General features: G+C 49.7%; 22 protein-coding genes. 9 read left to right on the forward strand and 13 right to left on the reverse strand.

Annotated elements, in window-relative coordinates; all coding sequences use genetic code 11:
* Positions 1-117: 117 nt before the first annotated feature.
* Positions 118-2,013 (forward strand): acetate--CoA ligase, encoded by a 1,896-nt coding sequence (gene acs / locus SD10_RS15500; protein ID WP_046574862.1) that lies wholly within the window; start codon positions 118-120, stop codon positions 2,011-2,013.
* Between the two features lie 75 nt (positions 2,014-2,088).
* Here acs and SD10_RS15505 read toward each other — a convergent pair whose 3' ends face one another.
* The 4 genes from SD10_RS15505 to SD10_RS15520 form a co-directional block, all read right to left on the reverse strand.
* The gene (locus SD10_RS15505) at positions 2,089-2,670 is read right to left on the reverse strand and encodes a Uma2 family endonuclease (RefSeq protein ID WP_046574864.1); all 582 of its coding nucleotides are present in this window, start codon (positions 2,668-2,670) and stop codon (positions 2,089-2,091) included.
* A 69-nt stretch (positions 2,671-2,739) separates the two neighbouring features.
* Positions 2,740-3,912, reverse strand: a complete 1,173-nt coding sequence (locus SD10_RS15510) for a DUF1624 domain-containing protein (protein WP_046574865.1) — start codon at positions 3,910-3,912, stop codon at positions 2,740-2,742.
* A gap of 33 nt (positions 3,913-3,945) precedes the next feature.
* On the reverse strand, positions 3,946-4,845 hold the full coding sequence (locus SD10_RS15515; RefSeq protein WP_046574867.1) for a 3-keto-disaccharide hydrolase: 900 nt from the start codon (positions 4,843-4,845) through the stop codon (positions 3,946-3,948).
* A gap of 115 nt (positions 4,846-4,960) precedes the next feature.
* Positions 4,961-5,926 (reverse strand): Kelch repeat-containing protein, encoded by a 966-nt coding sequence (locus tag SD10_RS15520; protein ID WP_046574869.1) that lies wholly within the window; start codon positions 5,924-5,926, stop codon positions 4,961-4,963.
* Positions 5,927-6,067: 141 nt separating this feature from the next.
* Between SD10_RS15520 and SD10_RS15525 the strand changes: the two genes are divergently transcribed.
* A complete protein-coding gene (locus tag SD10_RS15525; protein ID WP_082111612.1) occupies positions 6,068-7,726 on the forward strand; it encodes a catalase in 1,659 nt (552 codons plus the stop codon).
* A 90-nt stretch (positions 7,727-7,816) separates the two neighbouring features.
* Here SD10_RS15525 and SD10_RS15530 read toward each other — a convergent pair whose 3' ends face one another.
* Positions 7,817-8,281, reverse strand: a complete 465-nt coding sequence (locus tag SD10_RS15530; protein ID WP_046574871.1) for an Lrp/AsnC family transcriptional regulator — start codon at positions 8,279-8,281, stop codon at positions 7,817-7,819.
* A gap of 175 nt (positions 8,282-8,456) precedes the next feature.
* Between SD10_RS15530 and ald the strand changes: the two genes are divergently transcribed.
* Both ald and SD10_RS15540 read left to right on the forward strand, forming a co-directional pair.
* Complete coding sequence (gene ald, locus SD10_RS15535; protein ID WP_046574872.1) at positions 8,457-9,587, forward strand: alanine dehydrogenase; 1,131 nt, start codon at positions 8,457-8,459, stop codon at positions 9,585-9,587.
* Between the two features lie 89 nt (positions 9,588-9,676).
* Positions 9,677-10,159 (forward strand): group II truncated hemoglobin, encoded by a 483-nt coding sequence (locus SD10_RS15540; RefSeq protein ID WP_046574873.1) that lies wholly within the window; start codon positions 9,677-9,679, stop codon positions 10,157-10,159.
* 5 nt (positions 10,160-10,164) lie between these two features.
* Here the strand turns inward: SD10_RS15540 and SD10_RS15545 are convergent, their stop codons facing one another.
* The 6 genes from SD10_RS15545 to SD10_RS15570 all read right to left on the reverse strand — a co-directional run bounded on the left by SD10_RS15545 (position 10,165) and on the right by SD10_RS15570 (position 15,703).
* Positions 10,165-10,452 carry a hypothetical protein gene (locus SD10_RS15545; RefSeq protein ID WP_046574874.1) on the reverse strand — a complete coding sequence of 96 codons (288 nt, stop codon included), beginning with the start codon at positions 10,450-10,452 and terminating at the stop codon, positions 10,165-10,167.
* Positions 10,449-11,984, reverse strand: a complete 1,536-nt coding sequence (locus tag SD10_RS15550) for a glycosyltransferase family protein (RefSeq protein WP_046574875.1) — start codon at positions 11,982-11,984, stop codon at positions 10,449-10,451. The genes SD10_RS15545 and SD10_RS15550 overlap by 4 nt, the downstream gene beginning before the upstream one ends.
* A gap of 137 nt (positions 11,985-12,121) precedes the next feature.
* The gene (locus SD10_RS15555) at positions 12,122-12,919 is read right to left on the reverse strand and encodes an RsiV family protein (RefSeq protein ID WP_046574876.1); all 798 of its coding nucleotides are present in this window, start codon (positions 12,917-12,919) and stop codon (positions 12,122-12,124) included.
* Between the two features lie 68 nt (positions 12,920-12,987).
* Positions 12,988-13,725: a LytR/AlgR family response regulator transcription factor gene (locus SD10_RS15560; protein ID WP_046574878.1), complete on the reverse strand. Its 738-nt coding sequence runs from the start codon at positions 13,723-13,725 to the stop codon at positions 12,988-12,990.
* Between the two features lie 47 nt (positions 13,726-13,772).
* Positions 13,773-14,870, reverse strand: coding sequence for a sensor histidine kinase (locus tag SD10_RS15565; RefSeq protein WP_046574880.1), 1,098 nt, complete (start codon positions 14,868-14,870; stop codon positions 13,773-13,775).
* Between the two features lie 194 nt (positions 14,871-15,064).
* Entirely contained in the window at positions 15,065-15,703 is a 639-nt protein-coding gene (locus SD10_RS15570) for a histidine phosphatase family protein (protein WP_046574882.1), read from the reverse strand.
* Positions 15,704-15,834: 131 nt separating this feature from the next.
* Here SD10_RS15570 and SD10_RS15575 point away from each other — a divergent pair, with 131 nt between their 5' ends.
* From SD10_RS15575 to SD10_RS29145, 5 genes are all read left to right on the forward strand, one after another.
* Entirely contained in the window at positions 15,835-16,251 is a 417-nt protein-coding gene (locus SD10_RS15575) for a hotdog fold thioesterase (RefSeq protein WP_046574884.1), read from the forward strand.
* A gap of 156 nt (positions 16,252-16,407) precedes the next feature.
* Positions 16,408-17,334, forward strand: a complete 927-nt coding sequence (locus SD10_RS15580; RefSeq protein ID WP_148562458.1) for a hypothetical protein — start codon at positions 16,408-16,410, stop codon at positions 17,332-17,334.
* A 72-nt stretch (positions 17,335-17,406) separates the two neighbouring features.
* Positions 17,407-19,674: an NADP-dependent malic enzyme gene (locus SD10_RS15585; protein ID WP_046579619.1), complete on the forward strand. Its 2,268-nt coding sequence runs from the start codon at positions 17,407-17,409 to the stop codon at positions 19,672-19,674.
* A gap of 109 nt (positions 19,675-19,783) precedes the next feature.
* Positions 19,784-20,761: a tryptophan--tRNA ligase gene (gene trpS, locus SD10_RS15590; protein ID WP_046574888.1), complete on the forward strand. Its 978-nt coding sequence runs from the start codon at positions 19,784-19,786 to the stop codon at positions 20,759-20,761.
* 112 nt (positions 20,762-20,873) lie between these two features.
* On the forward strand, positions 20,874-21,107 hold the full coding sequence (locus SD10_RS29145; protein WP_082111613.1) for a response regulator transcription factor: 234 nt from the start codon (positions 20,874-20,876) through the stop codon (positions 21,105-21,107).
* 57 nt (positions 21,108-21,164) lie between these two features.
* Here SD10_RS29145 and SD10_RS15595 read toward each other — a convergent pair whose 3' ends face one another.
* Both SD10_RS15595 and SD10_RS15600 read right to left on the reverse strand, forming a co-directional pair.
* Positions 21,165-21,551 carry a hypothetical protein gene (locus tag SD10_RS15595; RefSeq protein WP_046574889.1) on the reverse strand — a complete coding sequence of 129 codons (387 nt, stop codon included), beginning with the start codon at positions 21,549-21,551 and terminating at the stop codon, positions 21,165-21,167.
* Positions 21,552-21,562: 11 nt separating this feature from the next.
* The gene (locus SD10_RS15600; protein WP_046574891.1) at positions 21,563-22,426 is read right to left on the reverse strand and encodes a hypothetical protein; all 864 of its coding nucleotides are present in this window, start codon (positions 22,424-22,426) and stop codon (positions 21,563-21,565) included.
* Positions 22,427-22,675: the final 249 nt, after the last annotated feature.

Raw genomic sequence — 22,675 nt, forward strand, 5'->3', positions numbered from 1 at the left:
CAATCCTGCTCTAAATGCCCAATCAGGAAGTTTGGTCCGTAAACGTGCGCCAAAATTCCGCAGACCGTTTTACCTTTAACGGCTGAATACAACAATTCCCCAACAACGTCACAACCCATGCGTATCCGAACCTTTGACGAATACCAGACAGCTTATCAAAAGAGTGTTGACGATCCCGAATCGTTCTGGGCCGAGATAGCCCAGGAGTTTCAGTGGCGCAAACCCTGGACTAAAACCCTGCAATGGAATTTCACCGAACCCAGCATTAAGTGGTTCATAGGTGGCAAATTGAATATTACGGAGAACTGCCTTGATCGCCATCTGGCCACGCGGGGCGATCAACCCGCTATTATCTGGGAACCAAACGACCCGAATGAAGCCGGTGTTACGCTGACCTACCGCATGCTTCACGATCAGGTTTGTCGGTTTGCCAACGTGCTGAAACGGAATGGCGTAGTGAAAGGCGACCGGGTCTGTATATACATGCCGATGGTTCCTGAACTGGCCATTGCGGTGTTGGCCTGTGCCCGCGTGGGGGCGATCCACTCCGTCGTGTTTGGTGGATTTTCGGCCCAGAGCATCGCCGACCGCATCAATGATGCTCAGTGCAAACTGATCATAACGTCGGATGGCGCGTATCGGGGCAGCAAAGAAATCCCGATGAAAAGCACCGTCGATGATGCGTTGATCGGTTGCCCAACGGTTCAGCGGGTCATTGTCCTGACCCGTACCCGCACGCCCGTTTCGATGCTCAAAGGGCGCGATGTGTGGTGGGAACAGGAGCTCAAGCAAGTCACCGCCGATTGCCCGGCCGAGGAAATGGACGCCGAAGATATGCTGTTCATTCTGTACACGTCTGGCTCGACGGGCAAACCCAAAGGCGTTGTGCATACCTGTGGAGGCTACATGGTCTATGCCACCTACACCTTCCAGAATGTCTTCCAGTACGAACCGAACCAGGTTTTCTTCTGCACAGCTGATATTGGCTGGATTACGGGCCACTCGTATATCGTGTATGGTCCCCTGGCCAGTGGCGCGACATCGCTGCTTTTTGAAGGCGTACCTACCTACCCCGATTGTGGTCGGTTCTGGGATATTACGGACAAACACAAGGTCAACATCCTGTATACCGCCCCGACAGCGATCCGGTCGTTGATGGGTTTCGGGCTGGACAAGGTTGAGAACCACGACTTAAGCAGTTTGCAGGTCCTTGGTTCGGTAGGTGAACCCATCAATGAAGAAGCCTGGCATTGGTACGACGACCATATTGGTAAAAACCGCTGCCCTATTGTCGATACCTGGTGGCAGACCGAAACAGGTGGTATCCTCATTTCGCCCCTGGCGGGCATCACCAAGACCAAACCAACCTACGCGACGCTTCCATTACCGGGGATTCAGCCGATTCTTGTTGACGAGAATGGGACAGAAGTCGAAGGAAATGGCGTCAGTGGGAACCTGTGCATAAAGTTTCCCTGGCCAGGGCTGCTTCGCACGACTTATGGTGATCACGAACGCTGCCGCCAGACGTACTTTGCCACCTATCCGGGGCTTTACTTTACGGGCGACGGCTGTCTGCGCGACGAAGATGGATACTATCGGATTACCGGTCGGGTTGATGATGTGTTGAACGTATCGGGTCACCGCATTGGCACCGCCGAAGTCGAAAATGCGATTAATATGCACACCGGTGTGGTAGAAAGCGCCGTGGTCGGATACCCGCACGATATCAAGGGGCAAGGCATTTATGCGTACGTCATCGCCGATCAAATGCCCGAAGGACACGATGCCGACCTGACCAAACGCGATATTCTGGCAACGGTCAGCCGGGTCATTGGCCCCATTGCGAAACCGGATAAGATTCAGTTTGTAACAGGTTTGCCCAAAACCCGTTCGGGGAAGATCATGCGCCGGATTCTGCGCAAAATTGCGGAGGGCGAAACAGGTAGTCTTGGCGACACCTCTACCCTACTCGATCCGACGGTTGTCGAGGATATCAAGGCGGGTGCGTTGTAAAAAAGGTCGCTGACTTAATGATTTGAGAGCGCCGAACGGATGCCCGTTCGGCGTTTTTTTTGTGAGCAGGTAGACTTACTCCTCCAGAATATCCGCCAGCACCGTCTCAAAGCCGATCATCACATCCTCACCGGAGAGCGTTTCCGTAAAGGCTTTTGTTTCGACGGATTGTTCAGGCCGATAGATATACGTCAATTTTTCTTCCGGTGAAATTAGCCAGGCCAATCGGACACCATTGGCAAGCCACTTCTCCATTTTCTCTTTAACTACGTCCAGATTATCCGAGTCGCTGGCTAATTCAAGTACAAAATCTGGTGCCAAATGAGGAAAGGAATGTTTCTCTTTTTTGCTCAGTGCTTCCCACTGTTCGCGTCGTATCCAGGCGACATCGGGCGCTTTCATTGATTTGTCCTTTAGAAAGAAGCCGCCGTTAGAATCAATCACCTTACCAGTTTTAGCCTTACGATTCCAAATAACGAACTCGCCGTTTAACTCACTACTATTTGTACTTGTCAGTAGCTGAGTAGGAAACATATTGATGTATAAAATACCATGCTCGTCGCGTTCAATAGTTAGTTCAGGATTAGCCAAACAGAACTTAACTAATTCATCATCAGTAAATCCGTCGAGTTGAGGTATGTGCAGGGGAAGTTGCATAGTCAGGTGCGTTATCGCTAATACCAAATCTACTGAATACTAAATTGCCATTAAAACGAATGTTGGTGCTTATATATACCGCAGCCAGCCAAGCTCGGGGTGAGCTGTTTTGTACTTCCCATACCATTTACAAAGGGGATACAACAAAAGAACCAGACCAAGCCATACCAAATAAACTCCGCTCAGTGAGACGCCCGCATTGGCCGGTCGGCCGAAGTTTAGTGGACCCGATGGCAAATCGGCCAGTGAATACCCCTGAAGCAGACTCATCCCGATCATAGACAAGTGGACCAAATACCAATGCAAGATGTAATAGAACATAGGTACTTTACCATACACGGTGAGCCAGCGAGTGAACGCATTATCCTTCCCATCTACAACCGATAAAAACAACAGCATCAGGCCAAGCATCAGCAGCGCATACAAAAGCGAGGGCGGATATTTGGTGACATTGATAAACGACAGAGCCGTGAGCAGACCGGTATTCTGGATAGACCAGGGCGCCGGGTCGCCGTACCCATTCAGAAAACGCAACAGGATAAATAAAAGTAAAGCACCCAAACCAATGCGCAGCAGCAACGGCTTTCGCTGATCAGCCGGACGTTCCATCAATTGACCACTTGCAAACCCAACGAGCATGATCCCCAGCCAGGGAATGAGCGGATAGCCCGCTAGCATGGCGAAGTGCGGACTGAACGGAAAGAAATCCGTTCTGAATAACAATGCCCACACCAGTTTAGCTGTCGGGTTCGTGAACGAGGGCACCAATTGCAGGATGTTATGACCAACCATAATGACGAGGCCAATAATGCCCACCCACGTAACGGGTAATTTTGCCAGGAGCGATAAGATAACCAGACCGCCACCAATGGCATAAATCACCTGCAACATCAGCGATTGAAAATGAATATCGAACCAGAAGGCGAAGTTCACAACCGTTAGTTCGAGCAGGATCAGAACGAGGCCTCTCTTCAGCAGGAATCGGCGGGCCGATTGGTCGTCGCCGTTGGCCACCTGCTGTTTTCTCAACGATAAATAAGCCGACGTACCCGACAAAAAAACGAACGTAGGGGCACACAAATGTGTGATCCAGCGGGTCATGAAGATAGCCGGTGTTGTGGTCGCTAAATCGGTAGGATTTTGGGTAAGAGCGGACGTATGCAGGAGATCCCGAACGTGATCCAGGGCCATAATGACCATGACCAGCCCCCGGGTTATATCAATGGCGGTGACGCGCTTCATGTAGAGAATAGTAGGCCTAGAATCAGTCGCTGATTATTTCTTGTATCGGCACTGTGTATTGTCCGCTTTTACGTAGTATGACTTATAATTCAGGGCTTTCGGATTCATACAACCTTTGAGATTCAGTACCTCTACCTTCCGAAAATCAATTGGGTGACTCTCGGCCTGCAAGGCAATATATCCTTCTCGAAGGGGTGTATTAGCCTGATTGATCCAATAGGTCTCGGCATTTGTGCTGAAATGGCCGGCCTTCCAGTCGTGGTCGCCACTGACAAACCCACCACCAACCTGTGGGCGCTGATAGGTCAATACAGTATCGCCCTCAATGAGGTGATGGATAATCGAATCGCCCATCACAATCGCTTCGGCCGTTATCCACCGGTCGCCATCATACGTTTTCGAGTCGGAGTCCGTGCAATGTTCGGTGTGCAGTTCACCATTCATGTACACTTGCGTACCGGGTGTACACAAGTTGCCCGTATGCCGCTCACCCTTACCCAGCCCACCCAGTAACTGCATTTCTAAAGAAACAGGGAACGTTTGATCAAGCGACAAACTTTCGGCCGATTGCGAATGGAGCATAATGCCACTATTCCGAACATTCCAGGAATCGCCACCCGGCGTTTGATTTCCTAAAAATCGATACTGGAACCGCACCCGATAATACGAAAAGGGCTTTTTGTAATAGATATGCCCGTATTTCCCGTCGAAGGTTTTGTACTGGTCATAGACAACCCGCATGATCCCATTTTCGACCCGAAACGTTTTTTGATAATTGTCGTTAAGCGGTCGTCCGGCGATTTTGATGTCCCAGCCGGTTAGGTCTTTGCCATTAAAAATAGACACCCACTCTTCCTGACTGGCTGCTTTTTGGGCAAACGATACGCTGGTTATCAATAGAAAAACAAAAAGTATGTGTAGGAATGATTTCATGAGCGTGAATCAAAAATGTCTTAGGTTATTTCCTGTCATGCTGACGAAGCCGGGCAGTCGGCTTCGTCAGCATGACAAAACTGCCATTGCGAAGGCTCTATACTGTTACTGCGTGCTACTTCATCACTTCAACGGTATTCAGTTCGGGTCCGCCACCATGATTGGCCGAGCCCGCAACAATATAGATCTTCCCGTCATGTACAACGGCCTGCGTGCCATGCCGACCTTGTTTTAAGGTCGGCCCGGCGGTCCATTTGTTCGTTTTCGGGTCGAGTGCTTCGGCCTCGTTATGGGCCAGCAACTGCACCGTTTCGCCACCAATGATCCAGACTTTGCCGCCCTGGGTTACCGCCGTGGCCCCGGCTCGCTGCGTTGGAATGTTTGAACTGGCAGGCAGCGTTTCCCAACGTCCGGTTTTGAAATCGTATACATCGACCTCAGCAATGGTTGTTTCGAGTACTTTATTAATCCGCGCCGTCGAATTGCGACCACCGGCCAGATACAACTTATCGCCAACCATAGCGGCTGTAATGTGATCACGGGTACGGGGGGCGTCGGGTAGCCGCTTCCACGAGTTTGCTTTGGGGTCATACTCATCGAACCAGGCCACATGGCCATCATAATGCCCATCGGTGATACCACAAGCCAAGTAGATTTTGTTTTTGTAGACCACTACCCCGGCCGAACCCCGAAGTCGTTCCTTCGGAATTTCAGGACCCGTACGCCATTTGCCTTGTTTAGGACTGTAGATGTAGATGTTCGGCAAGGGCGTTTCGTGCGGGTATTTTCCCTGAAAAGCGCAGATAACATACAGCTCTCCATTATACGTAATAGCCTGAAAATGATTCATTTCAACCGGTGGCGTCGGGAGGGTTTGCCACACCAGCGTTTTCAGATTCAGCGCTTCTAATGGTTTCATGCCACGCCCACCGACCGCATATAGGCTATCGCCAATTAAGGTAGCTGCATTCTCATGCCGAGTGGAGCAGGTATTCTGGGTAACGACGGGTTGCCAGGTTTGAGCCTGCCCAGTCAGGCAACTGCCAAGCAGGCAAAGAAGAGGCAAGTAACGTACTTTCATAAACAGGAATAGGGAGAAGAAATAGGACAAATTAATAAATCATAATTTAACTGGATACTACTCTAATTAATCGCCGTTTTCCCAAACCATTTATTATACTGCCTGTTGGGTTGATTCTATAGTTAATCTATCAATCTTGTTATGGAAACGAATCAAAACGAACACACGCCCGGACCTGACTCCAAAGCGGCAGAATTCGGGGCCACCGGACTACAGCCACAAGACCAGCCCATTGACCAAACCTTAACCACCCGGCAGGGTCATCCCTTAACCAACAATCAGAACATTCGCACGGTAGGCAACCGGGGACCGGCCACGCTGGAAAACTACGCCTTTCTCGAAAAGATCAGCCATTTTGATCGGGAGCGCATTCCAGAGCGTGTTGTGCACGCCCGTGGTGCCGGGGCGCATGGCGTTTTTGAAGCCTACGGAACCGTGGGCGATGAACCCATTACCAAATACACCCGCGCCAAATTGTTCCAGCAAAAGGGGAAGCAAACACCCGTTTTTGTGCGTTTCTCCTCCGTTATTCACGGTGGACACTCGCCCGAAACCCTGCGCGATCCCCGTGGCTTTGCCGTGAAGTTCTACACAGAAGATGGCAACTGGGATCTGGTGGGCAACAACCTGAAAGTGTTTTTTATCCGCGATGCCATGAAATTTCCGGATCTGGTACACGCCTTTAAACCAGATCCTATTACGAATCGGCAGGACGGCCAGCGTATCTTTGATTTTATCAGTAATACGCCCGATGCCATGCACATGATTACGTTCTTGTTCTCGCCCTGGGGCATTCCGGCTAACTACCGCCTGATGCAGGGTTCGGGTGTGAATACCTACAAATGGGTGAATCAGGCGGGTGAAGGCGTCCTTGTCAAATACCATTGGGAACCTGTTCAGGGCATCAAAAACCTGACGCAGGAAGAAGCCGAGCAGATTCAGGCGAAGAACTTCAACCATGCCACCCAGGATTTATTCGATGCCATCGAAAGTGGCAACTTTCCGAAATGGGAATTGTGCGTACAGATCATGAGCGATGGTGAGCACCCCGAGCTGGATTTTGATCCACTCGACGATACCAAAATCTGGCCAACCGACCAGTTTCCCTTCCTGCCAGTGGGCATGATGACCCTGAACAAAAACCCGGAGAACTATTTCCACGAAGTAGAACAGGTAGCGTTCGGAACGGGGGTTCTGGTAGATGGCCTGGAATTCTCCGACGATAAAATGTTGCAGGGCCGGACGTTCTCCTACTCCGACACACAGCGTTACCGCGTGGGTACCAACTACCTGCAACTGCCCATCAATGCACCCAGAAAGCACGTGGCCACCAACCAGCGTGATGGCCAGATGGCCTACCACGTGGATACCGCACCGGGGCAAAACAAGCACGTTAACTACGAACCGTCGTCGCTTAATGGCCTGAAACAACCCGCTGCAACGGCCCCCGATCATATGCCGCAGGTATCGGGCAGGCTCATCCGACAGCCCATTGACCGGACCAACAACTTCAAGCAGGCTGGCGAACGGTATCGCCTGTTTGAGGATTGGGAACGTGATGATCTGATCAATAATTTGGTCAATACGCTCCAGCCAGTCGAAAAGCACATTCAGGACAAGATGATTGAGCTGTTCACCCAGTGCGACGAAGACTATGGTCGGCGCGTGCGGGAAGGCTTGCAAAACGCCAACCCGAACGGGCAGGAAGCGCTTGGTCAGGGCAGGCCTATTGGCGCAGCACACACGAATGAAGCGGTCAAAGAAGCAGAAGAAATTGCTCATTCAGCCCAGCCCTACTAGAAGCCTGGTTGTCTGTCAATAGTATACCCACGGTCATCAGCCTACCCTATGTTCGGGCTGAAGGCCGTGGGTAAATTACTTAAAACCAGCTTATTCAATAGGAATGACGGTGGAATTTTTCACATCGGCCATGACAAAAAAACTACTGATATGCAGGGTGCCCGGAATAACGGACAGCTGCTCCTGATAAAAATAATTGTAGGTTTCCATATCGCGGCTAACGATTTTGATCAGGTAATCGAACGTCCCCGACACGCGGTTACACTCCAGAACATCGGGCAGCACCCGAACAGCCGTTTCAAAATCGGCGAAGGCGTCGCGGGTTTGTCGATCGAGGGTTACCTGGCAGAAAACGATCAATAAATTCCCCAGTTTTTTCTTATCTAAAATTGTCACATAGCGATCAATGACCCCTTCCCGTTCGAGTCGTTTGATGCGCTCATGAACCGGCGTTTTCGAGAGATTGATCTGCTGCCCAATCTCCTGTATCGTCAGTCGGGCATTCTGTTGCAACAAGGTCAGGATCCGGCGATCCGTTTTATCTAAACCTTCCATAGCGGCATTTTTACGGCTTTAGCTATTTTATTTGGCTATATATAGATTTTTTTTCTTTAAGATGAGCACTAGCTAGTACTTTATCCTAAAAAAGAAGTTTCTATTAGAAAACAAATATAGCGCCTTTACCTTTGTGATAAGGAATTAAACAACCCCCCAATCGTACTTATTCGTCATGGTTATTGGTGTTCCAAAAGAAATAAAAAACAATGAGAACCGCGTGGCGCTGACGCCCGCTGGTGTAACCGAATTACGGAAGCATGGCCATACGGTTTATGTACAGGTAAATGCCGGTGAAGGCAGTGGGTTTGAGGATGAGGAATACATTACGGCTGGAGCGATTATGCTCCCGACCATCGAAGACGTTTATGGCATCGCCGAGATGATCATGAAGGTTAAAGAGCCGATTGCCGCGGAATATGATCTGATCAAACAAGACCAGTTGTTATTTACCTATTTCCATTTTGCCTCGTCGGAAGAGCTAACTCAGGCTATGCTGGCAAAAAAGGCGGTCTGCTTAGCCTACGAAACCGTGGAGCGACCTGACCGCAGTTTGCCGCTGCTAGTTCCCATGTCGGAAGTAGCGGGCCGGATGGCTGTTCAGGAAGGCGCGAAATATTTAGAGAAACCACTGAAAGGCCGGGGTATTCTACTCGGGGGCGTGCCGGGCGTAAAACCAGCCAATGTACTTATTCTTGGTGGCGGTATTGTGGGAACTCAGGCGGCTAAAATGGCCGCCGGTCTGGGTGCCCACGTGACGATCATGGATGTTAGCCTGGCCCGGTTGCGTTATCTGTCGGACATAATGCCGCCAAACGTGCAAACAATGATGTCGAACGAATACAACATTCGGGAGATGATCAAAGTCTGTGATCTCATCATTGGTGCCGTGCTGATTCCTGGTGCCAAAGCTCCCCACCTCATTACGCGGGAGATGTTGAAACAGATGCGGCCGGGTACCGTATTGGTAGACGTAGCGGTTGATCAGGGCGGTTGCATCGAAACATGCAGCCCTACCACGCACGAAAATCCAACATTTATTATTGACGGGGTTGTTCATTACTGCGTCGCCAATATGCCGGGTGCTGTTCCCTATACGAGTACGCTTGCGCTGACCAATGCTACCTTGCCCTATGCATTGCAATTAGCCAATAAAGGCTGGCAACAGGCTTGTCTCGACAACCAAGATCTTAAAATGGGACTGAATGTTGTGGATGGCAAAGTGGTATACAACGGAGTTGCCGAAGCATTTAATCTGCCCCTGACCGACGTGAGCACGCTGCTGACGACCGAAGAAATGGCTTAAAATATTACTTATTCATCGACAGACGCAGGTCGTACTCGCAAGAGTGCGGCCTTTTTTTGTAATTTAACCAGCAACTTAAGACTTCTCAGATGAATACAACACCAAAAGCAGTTGTACCGACTTTATACGAGTGGGCCGGAGGTATGGAAAAGTTTGAAGCCTGGACCGACTTGTTTTATCAGCGGGTTAAGGAAGACGCGGTACTAGCCCCCGTCTTTGCGGGTATGTCTGCCGACCATGCCCGCCATGTGGCTCATTTTATTGCCGAGGTCTTCCACGGTCCGGCTAAGTATAGTACGGAGGAAGGAAGTCATTACGAAATGATTCATCACCATTTGGGAAAGCACCTCACAGAAGGCCAGCGGCAGCGCTGGATTGGCTTAATCCTCGACACAGCCGATGTAATAGGGCTACCCGACGATCCGGAGTTTCGGTCGGCCCTGGTTGGTTATCTGGAATGGGGCTCCCGATTAGCGGTTATCAACTCCAAAGCAGGTGTGGTCAGCGAACAGGTAGACGCGACAATGCCAAGCTGGGGCTGGGGCGAAACAGGAGGCCCCTACATTCCTTAACTGCTTCATAAAAACTGTGTCACCAGCACACGCCACTCGTCTTCCAGGGAACCCTCAAAAAAGGGAGCACCGGCCCGCCGATACCAGTAATTGGCGTTAAACCGATCACCTTCTTTTCGATGCAGATACGCGTGCAGCCGATCATAGCGCGGCTCTCCCTCCCGGCTTTGCGCAATGTTATGCGCTTGTTCCCACTTTTCATTGGCATCGTACCAAAGTCCTTTCAACACGGGATGCAGGTCGGTAGGGGGCTCGCTTTGGCTAAGAGATTCAGTAAATTGATCCAGCGTCATTTTAAAGCGGTTTGTTTTGATAAGGAAGCCATTACATACGGTTCATAAGCTGGTGTAACGAAAATAGTATACTCCTTTAACTGTATAGCCCGGTACGGGTGTTTCATTACTCGGGGCAGATGTTCGCCAAGATGCTGAAAATCTTTTTTAGGGATGATCGCCAAGTCAGCGTCCTCCCACTGATTTTCGGTTGGCCAGATGTTGTAATGCTGGTAAAAAAACGGAATCAGGAAATCGAAGATGAACACATTGGAGTGCGCCGGCAGGGTTTGGCCTAGTTTACGAATAATAGCCACATCAGACTCGGGTAGCATCGGCTCCTTGACCGGGTCGTATCGATGTTTCACTAAATTTCGAAGCATCGTAACCCATTGATAATCCGGCCGCCCATATTGAACAATGGGAAATTGGGTGATCAGAAGCAGCAAGCCGGCCAGCATTGGTTTCCAGGTAACTGCTGATTTGCCAGCGCCGAACAGAACCCAAACGAGCACGCAATAGGTTACGGAGAAGGTATAGACAAGTACAAACCGAGGAGGCCAGGTTAGCGAAACCAGGTCAAAATAAGGGTTTGTGCCATAATACGTTGCCCCCTGCACCCAGTTTGACGCCAGCAAGGCGGCCTGCGCTACGGCATACACCAAGAGAATACTCCCCGTCTGTCGCCAGTTGACCTGATATAACCCAAACAGCAACGCGCCAAAGGAGGGTAACAACAAGGCCACTGTTTGCATAAACAATAACCCATTTTTGCGAAGAAAGACCGGTTCATGCAACCCTTTCTGAATCGCCATAAGAGCCTGTTGCAAGCGGGGTTCGGGTTCGGCTGCGTGATTTTTGTAGGATAGAAAAGCCATCCCTGCTATAAATAGAACAGCCCAACTCACCAGCGCAAACCAGAACCTTGGCTGCGTCAGTATGCCAAAGATGTTTCGCTGGCGATCGGTAGCGAGGTATTGAATGCTCAGAAACGCCAGATGAATGGCTCCGGCCAGCAAAGCTCCGTCTTCTTTAACAAGGACAATCAGTAAAGCCGTGAGTAGGAACCAGGCGGGCCGGTTTGCCTGCAAAGCCAGAATGAAGAGAATGGAAAGCGGGAAATACGTCAACTCGGGATGCCAGCCAATGCCCGGATGATCGTTGAACCAAAACCAAACGGGTCCTACCAGCAAAACGAATAACATAAACCATAGGACCCAATTCGCCATTCGGCCACTAAGCTGGCGTATCAGTAAGCCATAGCTCAACAGTGAGAGTCCTGCCTGAATCATAAACACCGCATATGGACCAGCTACATAAATGAGCGGCCCCCAAAGCAACATGGCGTAGTTGTTATGAATACGGTCGTCGTACCCCCATATGTTTTCGTACAGTAATGGTCGACCATTCATCCAGCTGCATGATGCCTGCAAAAAGATGTACATGTCGTTGAAGGTGTAGTACAACCCCTGAAACCGAATGATCTTGAACCCGAAAAATAGAAGTAAAATCAGGCTACTGACAGCAGCCGGAGCAATCCACTTTGTTCTCATACATAAACCAGTAACCCATCACCAGGCAGTGCGTGACAGGCCCCTATCGTGAAGCAAACTTACGGAATTACGTTTGGCAAACGTCTTCCCAACCGATCAATTTAGTGATTTGCCCATCCAGCGATCGTAAGAAACCCCTAGTGCCAGTCTTTTTGCAGAATCCCGTCGAGTTGAGTATAGGGAACCGTAACCTGAATCGGACCAACGGCATAGGCAGCAATTTCATAGGGGTTGTAGTAGAAGACCATGCCTCTGGGGCTCATCCCTACATTGGCCGGGAGAAAAAAACGACCGTCGCGCAGAAAGTACCCCCGCTCTTCAAGATTATTTTGAGGCATTACCTGCTGTTGCTCCCGAAACGCTTTTTCTACTAAATCCAGTAGGGCCGTCGTGTCCGACACCATATCGGTGAGTGTAAGCATTTGGCCTGTTTTTCGGTCGAAGTTATAAAAAGACAGGTTGGAGTTCGGATGTGCACCACCCGTATAGGCCATAGTTTCGTATTTGACCGTTACAGCTTTAGGACCAACGTGAACGGTATCGGCGGTTGTTTTCACCTCCCAGCAACCACCCAAACTACCCATATCTTTACGGACAACTTCGTAATCAGTGGCAAACAGCGATGCGGCTTTGGCCAGGTCTGTTTTTGCATCGGGATGTTCGGCTACGGTGGCACTATCGAGCCAGCCCACGATACTGTTTGCGGCCAATCGGCGCAGGCTATCGTTTATTTTGCGGGAGCCTTCTGTATCATCTTTGAGCAACACAAACGCGACAGAAACATCTACGCCAGCGTTTTTAGCCGTATCGCAACGGTTCGAACCCGTAAATATGTACTGTTTTTTCTCAAGAACTGGTGGCGTTGAATTTGTCGAATGGCAAGCCGTAACAATATAAAATAAGCCGCAAAATAATAGGGCTAAAGTGTGCTTCATGAGGACGTTGTCGTAATAGCAGCACTTGGTTGTCAGGATAGAATCTCCGACATACCAAGCGCCCTATACTACAAACTTAACAAATCTTTAAACCGTATGGCTTGTCGACGGCTAATTTCAATTTTGTCTCCTCCTCTCAGGGTAACCAGCAAACCGCCACTAAACCAGGGTTCGATCTTTTCAATCCACTGCAAATTGATAATATGTTTGCGGTTGGCCCGGAAAAAGGTGGCGGGATTGAGCCGATCTTCCAGGGCATTCAATGACTTAAGCACCAAGGGCTTCTGGTCATCGAAATAGAGCCGGACGTAGTTTCCCATCGATTCGAAGAGCCGCACCTTGCCTAGTTTAACGAACCAGCATTTTTCGCCGTCTTTCACGAAGACCTGATCATTTTCGCCCAATATTTTCGTGGACGTACCAACTGACGTTGTGTGAGCCGACTCCTGATTGTGCTGCTCTTCTTCAACCCGATGAATAGCCTCCGACAGGCGAGCCAGTTCGACGGGTTTAAGCAGGTAATCGAGCGCATTGAATTCAAAAGCTTTGATGGCGTATTCATCAAAAGCCGTTGTAAAAATCACTTCCGGTGTCTTTCCTTCAATAGACTGTAGCAGTTCGAAACCATTTTTGCCCGGCATTTGAATATCCAGAAACAGCAGGTCCGGCTCCAATTCTTCAATCATCGGAAGAGCTTCGTCGGCGTTAGCCGCTTCGCCAATAATTTGAATCTTCGGGAAGTTTTCCAGCAACCGACGCAGCTCGTTACGAGCCAGACGTTCGTCGTCAATAATCAGGGTTTTCATTATAGGGGTTGAATGATGAATAATCGGTTCCGCATGAATGAGCACCACTAATTTATGGCTCGTCCTTCATGGCTCTTTACTTTTTCACGCCTAAACATCCCTTCTGATTGAGCAGGAATGGTTATTTCGGCACAAACAACAGGGTTCCCGTTGAGGGTATCGTCTTCCTGGAAAATATGGAATTGGGCATCGGGGCCGTAAAGCAGTTCGAGTCGCTGCGAGGTGTTAGCCAGGCCAAAGCCGCCAGAGGCTTTTTTATCGCCCAGAACACCCGTATTCCGAATAATAATGTGAAGTTTGTCGGCAACCAGACTGGATTTTACCTCAATAAACCCGCCCCCTATCGCCGTTGATACGCCATGTTTGATGGCATTTTCGACCAGCGTTTGCAGCATCATTGGCGGAACCTGCCAGTAAAGTGTACGCCCATCGAGTTCAATAGACGACTCCAGGCGCTCCTCATAGCGTACTTTTTCGAGGGCCAGGTAATCCTCTACGGTTTTTATTTCTTCGCGAAGTTCAACCGTTTTACGCCGATCGGCCAGCAGCGAGTTGCGTAACAGATTAGAGAGCTGGGTAATACTCTGCTGAGCTTTTGCCGGGTTTTCGTAAACCAGCGCCCGGATGCTATTCAGGGCGTTAAAAACAAAGTGCGGATTTAATTGCGACCGCAACACTTTAGCTTCTGTTTCCCGAATGCTTGTTTTCAGCAGTATCTTTTCAATTTCGGCATTCCGGTTTTCCTCCACATAATGATAGGCCGTATAACTCAACACCCAGGCGAGCATGGTTTTGCCCCAGGTCATGATATAGCCAAATAAGGGCCAGGGCTCATCCATTAAGTGCTGCGGAACGATGAGCCGATCCATGGGCAAATTGACCATTGTCATGATCAGGGCTAGTACAAAAACGGATAGCAACACCCTGGGAGCCAGTTGGAAGAACGGCAGTCGCACCCAGTTCCAACGCCGAATCATGAGCCGATAGAGGTGCGTAAGGGTGATTCCCAGAAAAATATTGGCAATGGCCAGGTACAGTTCATCGGCCTGAAAACCATCTTCAAGCAAATACGCCAGATACTCCACCAAAATGAGGAGTGACCAGCCGAACAGCTGACAAAACCAATATATTCTTTGCTTCGACATACCTTTCTGTTAGGCCCGCTACTCGTCAATCCACGAATATAAATCGGTTAACTCCGGCAAGTAAGTTATACTACACCAGTGGAAAAAATGCGGGAAGGCCGGGTCAGTAAGCGGAAGAAAAAATGAAGCGATGTTTACACCCTGCGGGGAAGCCTTATAGATTCCCTTCCTCCCTTTTTTTGGTTTTCTCCGATCTACGACGCCATGGCCAGCGATAACAGATGGGCCGTATCGTTTGCCAGCTCAATGGTAAAGGCAGCCGTGTCGTAGTTGTACTGTAGTTTGTACAGGCAGAGGTTGCTATGCTCGAACTGATCCATCAAAGAAAGCGGCTGATTGGTGATCCAGCACAGCAGAATACGCATGGCCCGGCCGTGCATAGCCACTAACACGGTTTCTTCGTCGGGATGCGCAAGAATGGTGGCAACAGCCTCTTTTTGACGGGCGACCACCTGATCCGGGCTTTCCCCGCCGTCGGTCGTTTTGGCCGAGTTTCCTGCGGCCCACGATTCGATCAGATCACGGTAGTACTCATTTTCCAGATTGCCCGGTGCTTTGCCTTCCATAACGCCCCAGCTGATCTCATTCAGTCCGGTTAGTTTTTCGAAAGGCAGCCCAAGTTCAATGAAAGGTTCGGCGGTCTGGTACGTTCGCTTGAGGCCTGAAATGTAAATCTTGCTGAACGGCACATGCTGGTAGGCCTGAAAAAAAGCCTGAGCCTGTGCTCTTCCCATTTCGTTGAGGTCTGAATCGACGCCACTGCCCTGTACGACTCCCCGCCGGTTATAGTCGGTTTCGCCGTGGCGAATCAGATAAATTGTTTTCTGTATCAATCCTATTGCCTTGCCTATTGGCAAATTTTTCCAAATTTGAGTACAAAATTACATAAAACACTGCATTTATCTGTTTCAGATACTAGGTTTCGCAGTAAACATTGCCCCAAAATTCACTTAACATTCATCTTATGAAAGCTGGCTTCGACCTGACTACCCTTAGCTTTATGGACATGGATTCGATTGCAAAGCATCTCGGCATCGAATTCGTTGAAGCGGGCGAAGGGTATCTAATTGCCCGGATGCCCGTCGACAAACGCACGCATCAACCCTTTGGCATTCTGCACGGAGGAGCTTCGGTGGTGCTGGCCGAAACGCTGGGTAGCGTGGCCTCCTGGATGCTCCTGGACGACCCCGCCAAACAGCGGGCCGTGGGTCTGGAAATCAATGCCAACCACATTCGATCCGTACGCGACGGCTGGGTATATGGCCGCTGTACGCCTATTCATACCGGGCGCACGACCCACGTGTGGGACATCCGCATAACCGACGAGCAAGGCAAACTGGTGTGCGTGAGTCGGCTCACGGTTGCCGTTGTGGTGAGTTAGTAAGAGCATATATTCCTGAGTTTCCGTCAAGATGGCATTTATCGAATGAGCGATCAGCACTGTACGATTTTCAGGGTAAAACCTATAAATACCTTTTTCCGTTGGTTCCTTTTCCTGCTCCTGTTGGTGACAACGGTGATCGGCCCTACCCTTTTAATGCTAGAAACGCCGTATTACCCTAACTGGAGTACGCTTTTGATCTTCTTTCTGCTTGGGGGTTTTGTGGTATTGATGTGGTTTGTGCATTCCATGTGGCAAACGACCGCCATACACATGCTCAATGACGGAACCTTCAGCGTCAAAAAAGCGGAACAGACGCCTACACAACATGCGTACACGTCCATTCTGGCGTATAATGAGCGGCCCAGTGCATCCAGGACTGGAACGTTTATGGAGTTGACGATTTACCTGACCGATAACTGGTTTGTGATTCGCTCCAATGAATTTCGCGACTACGCATACCTGAAGGAGACCTTCACTCAGTATGGACAGGCCATTGCCTTCAAAACAGTATTGACAAAAGCGGAGAAGATTCGGCTCCGCTGGTTAATCATCGCTCAAAGTATGCTCATTTTGGTGAACATCGCTTTCGGTTATCTGGCACATAACGCCGTTGAAAAAACCCCCGCTCCGCTTGCTTCCCTTACGGACGTAGTGGTTCGGGTAAAGGAAAACAGAAACAAAAGCAGGCTAACGGGCGTAACACTCACCTTACGCGGCTTTCCCGGCTATTCGTTTTACGTTGCCCGTCATACTTTCGACAATCGGCTGGATACGCTTCGTTATGCTATTCGGCCTAACCAACCCATTACATTGCTCCTTCGGCAAAGTGATTTGCAAAAAAAACTGGTTAAAACCGAGCCCCTTACGTTTGGCGATAAGTACGATCATTACAGTGAAATTTCCATTTTTGGGGTTGAACAGGGTGATTTCGTACGTATCCTGGCCCCTAATCTGACCGATGTTCAGGAGCCAACGCACACCAACCCAATCCAGCGTACATGCTTACTCGGCTTTTTACTGCTTTTATGCTGGGTCGGTTGGATTACCGTAGATCGTCAGCCAGTTATCGGAGCAGATTGATTCGCCACCCGGCTGACTTTTTCCGTACCTTCGCGCTCCCAACCGTTGAGCAAAAAACTCATCAACATTCGTATGAATCAGAAAATCCGGCGCGAAGATGCCCTTGATTACCATTCTAAAGGGCGTCCGGGTAAACTTGAAGTCATTCCGACAAAAGAATACAACACCCAACGCGACCTTTCCTTAGCCTACTCACCGGGCGTGGCCGAGCCCTGCCTGGCCATTGAAGCCAACCCCGACGATGCCTTTAAATATACCGCTAAAGGAAATCTTGTTGCGGTGATCAGCAATGGTACGGCTGTGCTGGGCCTGGGCGATATAGGACCAGCAGCCAGCAAACCCGTTATGGAAGGCAAAGGCCTACTGTTTAAAATTTATGCCGATATCGACGTCTTCGATATCGAGCTGAATACCAAGAATATCGATGAGTTTGTCCGCACGGTCAAGATCATGGAACCCACCTTTGGTGGTGTCAATCTGGAAGATATCAAAGCCCCGGAATGCTTCGAAATAGAGGAACGGCTCAAGCGCGACATGAACATTCCGGTCATGCACGACGACCAGCACGGTACAGCCATTGTGAGTGGAGCGGCCTTACTCAACGCTCTCGAACTAGTCCATAAACCCATCAATACGGCCAAATTTGTGATTCTGGGCGCTGGCGCTGCGGCTATTTCATGCGCTCGCCAGTATATCGCTCTCGGGGCCAAACATGAGAACATCGTGATGTTCGATGTAAACGGACCACTCCGCACGGATCGCACCGACCTGAGCGCCTTGATGCGCCCGTTTGCGACCACTCGTGACATCCAGTCGCTGGCCGATGCCTTTGCCGGAGCCGATGTGTTTATCGGTTTATCGAAAGGCGGCATAGTGAACCAGGAATTGATTCGCTCGATGGCACCCAATGCCATTGTGTTTGCCATGGCTAACCCAACCCCCGAAATTGGATATGACGAAGCTATGGCCGCCCGCCCGGACATCATTATGGCAACCGGCCGGTCCGATTACCCCAACCAGGTGAATAATGTGCTGGGGTTCCCCTATATTTTCCGGGGTGCGCTGGATGTGCGGGCTACTGAAATCAACGAAGCCATGAAGCTGGCGGCTACGTATGCGCTGGCAGATCTGGCCAAAAAGCCCGTACCCGATCTGGTTAATCTGGCGTATGGCGAATCCAACATGATTTTTGGGCGCACCTATATTCTGCCCAAACCCGTAGACCCACGTCTGCTGTCAACGGTGGCCCCGGCCGTGGCCAAAGCGGCCATTGACTCGGGCGTAGCCCGGTTGCCCATCACCGATTGGGATGCCTACGAACAACAGCTTGCCCGGCGGCTGGGGCAGGACAACCAGATTTCCAGGGTTATCCTAACCAAAGCCAAAGCGAATCCCAAACGGGTAGTCTTTGCCGATGCAGAGAACCTGAAAGTATTAAAAGCCGCTCAACAGGTTCGGGATGAAGGTATTGCGACCCCAATCCTGCTGGGCGAACGCGCAACAATCGAGCAGCTTATCAAGGAAAACAGCCTTGATCTAGGCCAGATTCCTATTTTTGACCCGAGAGCACCCGAGCAATCCGGCCTGATCGATCGGTTTACCGACGTGTATTTTGATAAGCGCAAACGCAAGGGCGTCAACGCGACCGAAGCCCGTAAAATGATGTATTACCGCAACTATTTTGGAGCGATGATGGTCGAAACGGGCGAAGCCGATGCACTGATTTCGGGCCTGACCCGAAGCTACCCCGATACCATTCGGCCCGCGTTGCAGATTATCGGGAAAGAGCCGGGCGTGAAAAAAGTGGCCGGTATGTACATTCTGCTCACCAAACGCGGGCCCCTGTTCTTCTCCGACACAACGGTAAATTTTAACCCAACGGCCGAAGAAATCGTCGAGATCACCGAATTGACCGCCCGCACGGTTGAGCGGTTCAACATCAAGCCACGGATAGCCCTGGTTACCTACTCCAACTTTGGTAGCGCCAAGGGGGAAGATGCGGAGAAGATGAACAAAGCGGTCGAGATTCTGCAACAAAAACACCCCGATCTGATTGTCGACGGTGAAATTCAGGCGCACTTGGCCTTTAATACCGAATTACTTCAGCAGAATCACCCGTTCAGCAAGCTGGTCGGTGAAGGCGCTAATACGCTCATTTTCCCTAATTTATCGGCGGCAAACATCGCCTATAATTTAATGAGCGAAGCGGCTGGTTTCGACGCCATAGGCCCCATTCTACTCGGCATTCGGAAGCCGGTATATGTGTTGCAGTTGGGGTCGTCGGAACGCGAAATTGTCAATATGGTCGCCATCGCCGTCGTCGAAGCGCAAGGAAAATAAATACAGTTTACAGTTTGTGGTTTACGGTTAGCTGACACATACATAGCTTGGCCAGTCCACTGGCGCGTCAGCCAACCATAAACCGTAAACTGAATACTACATATAAACTATGGCACGAATCTTAACCGGTATTCAAAGCAGCGGCCGGCCGCATTTAGGCAACATTCTGGGCGCAATTAAACCAGCTATCGACTTATCAAAACACCCTGATAATGAGTCATTTCTGTTCATAGCAGATCTTCATTCACTGACCACGATCAAAGATGGCCCCACCCGGCGGGAGTTTACGCGGGCCGTAGCGGCAACCTGGCTGGCGTTTGGGTTAGACACAGAAAAAAATACGTTCTGGCGGCAGTCAAGAGTACCCGAACATACAGAATTGGCCTGGCACTTGAGTTGCTTCACGCCCATGCCGATGCTGAACAATGCGACGTCGTTCAAGGAGAAATCAGATCGGTCCAGCGGTCCGGTCAACACAGGTTTGTTTGTGTATCCTGTTTTGCAGGCGGCCGATATTCTTCTGTACGACGCCGAGATTATTCCGGTTGGAAAAGACCAGCGTCAGCACATTGAAATGACTCGCGATATTGCCAGCATTTTCAACCGGCAATATGAGAGTGAAGTGTTTGTACTACCCGACGCCCAAATCGACGATCGCCTGATGACGATTCCGGGCATCGATGGGGCGAAAATGAGCAAGTCCTACAACAACTACATTGACATTTTTCTGCCCGAAAACGAGTTATGGAAAGTAGTCAAAAAGATCAAGTCGGATTCGACCCCGCTTGAGGAGCCCAAGAACCCGGCTACAGATATCACGTTTCAGTTGTATTCACTATTGGCTTCGGATGGGCAGATTGCCGAGATGCGCGGTTTATATGAAGGGGGCAATTATGGCTACGGAACGGCTAAAAAAGCGTTTTATGAACTTATTCTGGAACGATTTGCCACCGAGCGCGAACGCTTCACCTATTACATGAACAACAATGATGCGCTGGAAGCTGAACTTAAGGCCGGTGAAGAGAAAGCGCGTGCCGTTGCGAGCAAAACAATTGCGCGTGTTCGGGAGAAGCTGGGCTTTAATTAATTCGACAAAGAAATATTACCGTTAACTCAGTTCGTTCCAGAAAAAAGTATGTATGCGTTTATTTTTCAGGTAGTTAGCTAACTTTAGCCTGAATCCTAACACGCACCATACAATGTACAACTTTTCCTCTAACCCTAATCCGGACCCTGTTCCGTTAAATCATCGTGAACGCCATTTTGTACAACTCGCTTGCTCAGAGCTAACCTACGTCCAAATCGCTGACAAAATGTGTGTCAGTCCCCGCACTGTCGACGGCTATCGGGAGGCCTTGTTTGAACGCCTACAGGTCAAAAGCCGGGTTGGACTGGCTATGTGGGCCGTACGAGCGGGGGTTGTGTCTTTGTAATCAAACGTTTTTTGATTCATCGGGTTAAAACCCGGTGAATCAAAAACCAAAACCTACTCAGGCAAATAGGGATGCAGACTCACCAGCAGCCTTGAAAATTGCCTCCGGATTTCCAGTTAGTATGGCACCGGCTAACTGAACAGCGCTGCCTGCAATTTTTAGTACCCGATCTACTTTTTGCAGTTCGTTGATGTTGTCTTTCATAGTCGTTGTCACCTCACCAATCCGGGTCAGAACAGGCTCCAGGTCAGCCAACGAAATAGACATAGCCATCGCCGTGAACGCCGTTGATGAATCGAGCAATGCCCGCTCAAATTCTTCTATCTTTTTGCGTTTCGCCGGTGTCAGCGCATCAAACTTGTCAAAGCGATATTCTCCCAGTTTCTGCGCCAGATCGAAATAAGACCGCGCTAGTATACGAGCCTGATCAGCCGTTAGTTCCATAAGGGTATCGCTTAAAATTTGTCATGAATTTCCCCGATCAGTGGGACCAGTTTCGACGTATAGTCTAAAATTTCCTTTCTTACTTCTTTCCCGCTTAGTCTGGCCTGCTTATCAAACAAAAGTTGGTGGCCCTGGGCAATGGTCGTCAGTATGTCGGCGTAGGTACCTGCTGCTATCTTTCTCTCTTCCAACAGTTTAAATTCTCTGTCCCACTGTTGTTGCAAAAGGATAATGGTTATGGGCTCTTTTTTTACGTTTTCTTTTATCGTGGCCAAATACAGGTTTTTGGCCGCCAGTTGCTCGTTTTGCAACAGTTGAACGTAGTCGTTTTTGATAATTGCTGACAACGTCGATAGCAACGTTTGAATGTCGGGATTAGCCAGAGTAATGGCTTTGCCCAACTTCTTCCGTCGCCACCCATTGGACGAGGCATCGCCTATTAAATTCACAAGCTTCGAAAGTGTAGTTACCTGTGCTTTCGGAATAAGTTTCGAATCGCCCAGGTTAGCGACCAGTTTATCAATGCTTTTGTCGTAGGTAACGATATCGTCGCCTGCTAATTTATCCAGTGTATGCAGGTACTGGACGAGCACTTTGTTAGCAACGATAAAATTCTTTTCAGACGCTTTCAGGGAAACACACTCTTTCTCGGCATCATGCCGTAGTTTAACTGGGTCAAACGTGCCCTCCCGGATGGAGGCATACTGCTTTTGTCGAACGCAGGACTCGGCCAGGTCATCAGCGAGTACCGGCAATCGTCGGGTGGCCTCGATGGATGTGCCGGTAAATTCTTTTATCGATTTGTTACTAACGCACCCCTCTATCAGGCATGAAGCTACTGCCAGTGAATAGATGACGAACCGAATCTTTCTCATACGATCGCTAATCGGGATTTACTTTTTACCAGGTGTTTAGACGGCTCTGCGAAGTAAGCCCATTTTGCGGTGTAATCTACCACTCGACTAGATATAAAACGCCTGAAATATGGCGATCTAATCAACATCATCAAACTGGAAAAATACCCTTTCTTCGTCAAAAGCACTCATAGACTCCTGGGCATTCGTTTAATCTTTTCCATGAACGCCAACTCATCTATACCGCGAAAGCCTTTACCTTTGGTCCTC

The sequence above is a fragment of the Spirosoma radiotolerans genome, from assembly GCF_000974425.1.
GTDB lineage: Bacteria > Bacteroidota > Bacteroidia > Cytophagales > Spirosomataceae > Spirosoma > Spirosoma radiotolerans.

What these genes read in the sequence shown, in the direction of transcription:
- acs (WP_046574862.1), top strand. Translation starts at nt 118, where the DNA reads ATGCGTATCCGAACCTTTGACGAATACCAGACAGCTTATCAAAAGAGT.
- SD10_RS15505 (WP_046574864.1), bottom strand. Translation starts at nt 2,670, where the DNA reads ATGCAACTTCCCCTGCACATACCTCAACTCGACGGATTTACTGATGAT.
- SD10_RS15510 (WP_046574865.1), bottom strand. Translation starts at nt 3,912, where the DNA reads ATGAAGCGCGTCACCGCCATTGATATAACCCGGGGGCTGGTCATGGTC.
- SD10_RS15515 (WP_046574867.1), bottom strand. Translation starts at nt 4,845, where the DNA reads ATGAAATCATTCCTACACATACTTTTTGTTTTTCTATTGATAACCAGC.
- SD10_RS15520 (WP_046574869.1), bottom strand. Translation starts at nt 5,926, where the DNA reads ATGAAAGTACGTTACTTGCCTCTTCTTTGCCTGCTTGGCAGTTGCCTG.
- SD10_RS15525 (WP_082111612.1), top strand. Translation starts at nt 6,068, where the DNA reads ATGGAAACGAATCAAAACGAACACACGCCCGGACCTGACTCCAAAGCG.
- SD10_RS15530 (WP_046574871.1), bottom strand. Translation starts at nt 8,281, where the DNA reads ATGGAAGGTTTAGATAAAACGGATCGCCGGATCCTGACCTTGTTGCAA.
- ald (WP_046574872.1), top strand. Translation starts at nt 8,457, where the DNA reads ATGGTTATTGGTGTTCCAAAAGAAATAAAAAACAATGAGAACCGCGTG.
- SD10_RS15540 (WP_046574873.1), top strand. Translation starts at nt 9,677, where the DNA reads ATGAATACAACACCAAAAGCAGTTGTACCGACTTTATACGAGTGGGCC.
- SD10_RS15545 (WP_046574874.1), bottom strand. Translation starts at nt 10,452, where the DNA reads ATGACGCTGGATCAATTTACTGAATCTCTTAGCCAAAGCGAGCCCCCT.
- SD10_RS15550 (WP_046574875.1), bottom strand. Translation starts at nt 11,984, where the DNA reads ATGAGAACAAAGTGGATTGCTCCGGCTGCTGTCAGTAGCCTGATTTTA.
- SD10_RS15555 (WP_046574876.1), bottom strand. Translation starts at nt 12,919, where the DNA reads ATGAAGCACACTTTAGCCCTATTATTTTGCGGCTTATTTTATATTGTT.
- SD10_RS15560 (WP_046574878.1), bottom strand. Translation starts at nt 13,725, where the DNA reads ATGAAAACCCTGATTATTGACGACGAACGTCTGGCTCGTAACGAGCTG.
- SD10_RS15565 (WP_046574880.1), bottom strand. Translation starts at nt 14,870, where the DNA reads ATGTCGAAGCAAAGAATATATTGGTTTTGTCAGCTGTTCGGCTGGTCA.
- SD10_RS15575 (WP_046574884.1), top strand. Translation starts at nt 15,835, where the DNA reads ATGAAAGCTGGCTTCGACCTGACTACCCTTAGCTTTATGGACATGGAT.
- SD10_RS15580 (WP_148562458.1), top strand. Translation starts at nt 16,408, where the DNA reads ATGCTAGAAACGCCGTATTACCCTAACTGGAGTACGCTTTTGATCTTC.
- SD10_RS15585 (WP_046579619.1), top strand. Translation starts at nt 17,407, where the DNA reads ATGAATCAGAAAATCCGGCGCGAAGATGCCCTTGATTACCATTCTAAA.
- trpS (WP_046574888.1), top strand. Translation starts at nt 19,784, where the DNA reads ATGGCACGAATCTTAACCGGTATTCAAAGCAGCGGCCGGCCGCATTTA.
- SD10_RS29145 (WP_082111613.1), top strand. Translation starts at nt 20,874, where the DNA reads ATGTACAACTTTTCCTCTAACCCTAATCCGGACCCTGTTCCGTTAAAT.
- SD10_RS15595 (WP_046574889.1), bottom strand. Translation starts at nt 21,551, where the DNA reads ATGGAACTAACGGCTGATCAGGCTCGTATACTAGCGCGGTCTTATTTC.
- SD10_RS15600 (WP_046574891.1), bottom strand. Translation starts at nt 22,426, where the DNA reads ATGAGAAAGATTCGGTTCGTCATCTATTCACTGGCAGTAGCTTCATGC.